The sequence below is a fragment of the Frateuria sp. genome (assembly GCF_013362045.1).
Classification (GTDB): Bacteria; Pseudomonadota; Gammaproteobacteria; order Xanthomonadales; family Rhodanobacteraceae; genus Frateuria_A.
Map to the genome: position 1 here is coordinate 1 of NZ_JABFWW010000108.1, position 3,703 is coordinate 3,703.

General features: G+C 67.9%; 6 protein-coding genes. 3 read left to right on the forward strand and 3 right to left on the reverse strand.

Annotated elements, in window-relative coordinates:
* Positions 1–102 precede the first annotated feature (102 nt).
* Both rplT and rpmI read right to left on the reverse strand, forming a co-directional pair.
* Positions 103–462, reverse strand: a complete 360-nt coding sequence (gene rplT / locus HOQ08_RS05110) for a 50S ribosomal protein L20 (RefSeq protein WP_209618427.1) — start codon at positions 460–462, stop codon at positions 103–105.
* 18 nt (positions 463–480) lie between these two features.
* Positions 481–678, reverse strand: coding sequence for a 50S ribosomal protein L35 (gene rpmI, locus HOQ08_RS05115; protein ID WP_026635107.1), 198 nt, complete (start codon positions 676–678; stop codon positions 481–483).
* A gap of 234 nt (positions 679–912) precedes the next feature.
* On the opposite strand from rpmI, the gene HOQ08_RS05120 reads away from it, so the two are divergent.
* Genes HOQ08_RS05120 through HOQ08_RS05130 form a run of 3 tightly spaced genes read left to right on the forward strand, consistent with a single transcriptional unit; the run spans position 913 to position 2,932 of the window.
* Positions 913–1,815, forward strand: coding sequence for a hydroxymethylglutaryl-CoA lyase (locus tag HOQ08_RS05120; RefSeq protein WP_291192301.1), 903 nt, complete (start codon positions 913–915; stop codon positions 1,813–1,815).
* Between the two features lie 44 nt (positions 1,816–1,859).
* Positions 1,860–2,348, forward strand: coding sequence for a GNAT family N-acetyltransferase (locus HOQ08_RS05125; RefSeq protein ID WP_291192302.1), 489 nt, complete (start codon positions 1,860–1,862; stop codon positions 2,346–2,348).
* An 8-nt stretch (positions 2,349–2,356) separates the two neighbouring features.
* Positions 2,357–2,932: a GNAT family N-acetyltransferase gene (locus HOQ08_RS05130; RefSeq protein WP_291192303.1), complete on the forward strand. Its 576-nt coding sequence runs from the start codon at positions 2,357–2,359 to the stop codon at positions 2,930–2,932.
* Positions 2,933–2,991: 59 nt separating this feature from the next.
* Here the strand turns inward: HOQ08_RS05130 and HOQ08_RS05135 are convergent.
* A partial coding sequence (locus HOQ08_RS05135; protein ID WP_291192304.1) for a thymidylate synthase occupies positions 2,992–3,703 on the reverse strand: 712 nt, incomplete at its 5' end.

Below are 3,703 nucleotides of genomic sequence, written 5' to 3' on the forward strand. Positions count from 1 at the left end.
GGAGAGGAAGCGAACGCACAAGAGCACGCTATTAAATAAAAACGGGGAGAAGGCGTTGGCCTTCTCCCCGCTTGATTTACAGCATAGCGTCGGTGACGACGATCAAGCGGCCAGACTGGCCTTCGCCTTTTCCGCGATCGCGCCAAACGCCTTGATGTCGTGCACGGCGATGTCCGCCAGCACCTTGCGGTCGATCGTGATGCCGGCCTTGTTCAGGCCATTGATCAGGCGGCTGTAGGACAGGCCGAATTGGCGAGCCGCGGCGTTGATGCGCACGATCCACAGCGCGCGGAACTGGCGCTTGCGCTGCTTGCGGCCGATATAGGCGTACTGGCCGGCCTTGATGACGGCCTGGTTCGCTACGCGGAAGACCTTGCGGCGGGCGTTGTAGTAGCCCTTCGCGCGGCCGATGATCTTCTTGTGACGACGACGGGCGGTAACGCCACGCTTTACACGAGCCATGGTGGTTTCCTCCTCGCCTTAGACGTACGGCAACATGCGCGCCACACCCTTGGTGTCGCACGCTTTGACGTGGTTGGTCGCGCGCAGGTTGCGCTTACGCTTGGTCGACTTCTTGGTCAGGATGTGCGACTTGAAGGCGTGACCGGCCTTGAACTTGCCCGACGCGGTCTTGCGAAAACGCTTCGCCGCCGCCCGGTTGGTCTTGATCTTGGGCATGGGAATGCTCCATGGGTGGGCTTGATTGCCCGGTTTCTGACTGATTCGGCGGCGACCCGCGGGCCACGCTTTCCATCCTGCCGACATCGGTTCACGACCCGTCCGTGTGGGTCGAGCGGGCGATTATACGGAGGAGTGCGGGTCAAAGCCAGCCCGCCGGCGGCTTTCGTGCCGCCGGCGGCCGGGCATGGGCGAACCGGCTAAAATGGCGGTTCCGCCCGCCCCGGAGCCGCCATGACCGCCCCAGCCGATACCGTCCGCATCGTCGAGGTGGGCGCCCGCGATGGCCTGCAGAACGAAAAGACGCTGCTGCCGGCCGAGGTGAAGATCGCGCTGATCGACCGGCTCTCTTCCACCGGCCTGGCCACCATCGAGGCGACCAGCTTCGTCAGCCCCAAATGGGTGCCGCAGCTGGCCGACGCCGCCGAGGTGTTTGCCGGCATCCGCAAGGTGCCCGGCGTGCGCTACCCGGTGCTGGTGCCCAACCTGCAGGGCTACGAGCGCGCGCGGTCAGTGGGCGCGCAGGAGATCGCCGTGTTCACCGCGGCCAGCGAGGCGTTCAACCGCAAGAACATCAACGCCTCCATCGACGAGTCGATCGAGCGCTTCGTGCCGGTGATCGAGCATGCAAAGGCCGACGGCGTGGCGGTGCGCGGCTACGTCTCCACCGTGCTCGGCTGCCCCTACCAGGGCGAGGTGGGGGTCGCCGACGTGGTGCGGGTGGCCGAGCGGCTGCACGCGCTGGGCTGCTACGAGATCTCGCTGGGCGACACCATCGGCGTGGGCACGCCGGCGAAGGCGCGCGCCATGCTGCGCGCCGTGGCGCAGGCGGTACCGATGGCCGCGCTCGCGGTGCACTTCCACGACACCTACGGCCAGGCGCTGGCGAACATCCTGGCCTGCCTGGAGGAAGGCGTGCGCGTTGTCGACAGCGCCGTCTCCGGCACCGGCGGCTGCCCGTACGCCAAGGGCGCCACCGGCAACGTGGCCAGCGAGGACGTGGTCTACATGCTGCACGGGATGGGCATGCGCACGGGCATCGACCTGGACCTGCTGATCGCCACCGGCGCCTGGCTCTCGGCGCAGCTGCACAAGGACACGGCCAGCCGCGTCACCCGTGCGCGCACGGCGGCATGACCCGTTGCATCGCCGAGCCCGACTTCTTCCCCGCACGATCAACCATGACCGCTGACTTTCTGATCCGCCCCATCGAGCCGCGCGACGATGCCGCCATGGCGTCGATCATCCGCACCGTCATGCCCGAGTTCGGCGCCGACGGCCCCGGCTTCGCGATCCACGACGCGGAAGTGGCCCATATGGCCGAAGCCTACGTTCGACCGGGCTGCGCGTATTTCGTCATCGAACGCGGCGGCGCGGTGATCGGCGGCGCTGGCGTGGCGCCGCTGGAAGGCGGCGAGCCGGACGTGTGCGAGTTGCGCAAGATGTACTTCCTGCCGCAGGCGCGCGGCATCGGCGCGGGCAGCGCGATGATGCAGCGCTGCCTGGATGCCGCCCGCGCACTGGGCTATCGCCGCTGCTACCTGGAAACCCTCACCGGCATGGACGCGGCGCAGGCGCTCTACCGCAGGAGCGGCTTCGCGCCGATCTGCCAGGCGATGGGCGGCACCGGCCACCACGGCTGCGACCGCTACTACCTGCGCGAGCTCTGAACCGCGCCATGGCCACCCGCATCGCCCGCCTCGAGGATGCCGAGGCCATCCACGCGATCTACCTGCCCTCGGTGCAGACGGGCGTGGCCACCTTCGAAACCGAACCGCCAGGCGAGGAGGCGATGCGCCAGCGCATCGTCGAGCGGCTGGCGCGCTATCCATGGCTGGTGTGGGAGCACGAGAGCCAGGTGCTGGCCTACGCCTACGCCAGCCGTTTCCGCGAGCGCGCCGCCTACGACTGGATCGCCGAGACCTCGATCTATGTGCGCGACGATGCGCAGCGCCAGGGCATCGCCCGGCGCCTGTACGGCGTGTTGCTCGATGCGATGCGCATGCAGGGCCTGACCCAGGCGGTCGGCGTGATCACCCTGCCGGGCGAGGCGAGCGTGCGCATGCACGAATCGATGGGTTTCGAGCCGGCCGGCGTATGGCGCCAGAGCGGCTACAAGCTCGGCCGCTGGTGGGACGTGGGCGTGTGGCAGAAAACCCTGCAGACGCCCCCTGAACGACCGGCGCCGGTGACGCCGTTCGCGCAACTGCTCGACAGCCCCGCTTTGCGCGAGTTGCTGGCGCGCGAAACCTAGGGTGGGCTTCAGCCCACCATGCAATTCACCGCAAGGTTCCCGGCGGGCCGACGCCGCCCCTACACCGCTACGGGCGCCTTGATCGCCGGATGCGGCGCGTAGCCTTCCAGCAGGATGTCCTCGTAGCGGAAGTCTTCCAGTGCCCGCACGTCCGGATTGAGCGCCACGCGCGGCAGCGGCCGTGGCTCGCGCGAGAGCTGCAGCCGCGCCTGCTCGACGTGGTTGTTGTACAGGTGCGCATCGCCCAGCGTATGCACGAAATCGCCCACGCCCAGGCCGCACACGTGCGCCACCATGTGGGTGAGCAGCGCGTAGCTGGCGATGTTGAAGGGCACGCCCAGGAAGATGTCGCCCGAGCGCTGGTACAACTGGCAACTCAGCTTGCCGCCGGCCACGTAGAACTGGAACAGCGTGTGGCAGGGCATCAGCGCCATCTTCGAAAGCTCGCCCACGTTCCAGGCGCTGACGATCAGCCGGCGCGAATCCGGATTGCGGCGGATCTCCTCCACCACCCAGCGGATCTGGTCCACCGTGCCGCCGTCGGCGGTCGGCCAGGCGCGCCACTGCCTGCCGTAGACCGGGCCGAGTTCGCCGCGCTCGTCGGCCCATTCGTCCCAGATGCTGACGCCGTGTTCCTTGAGGTAGGCCACGTTGGTGTCGCCGCGCAGGAACCAGACCAGCTCGTGCACCACCGACTTCCAGTGCACCTTCTTGGTGGTGACCAGCGGAAAGCCCTGGTTGAGGTCGAAGCGCATCTGCCAGCCGAACACG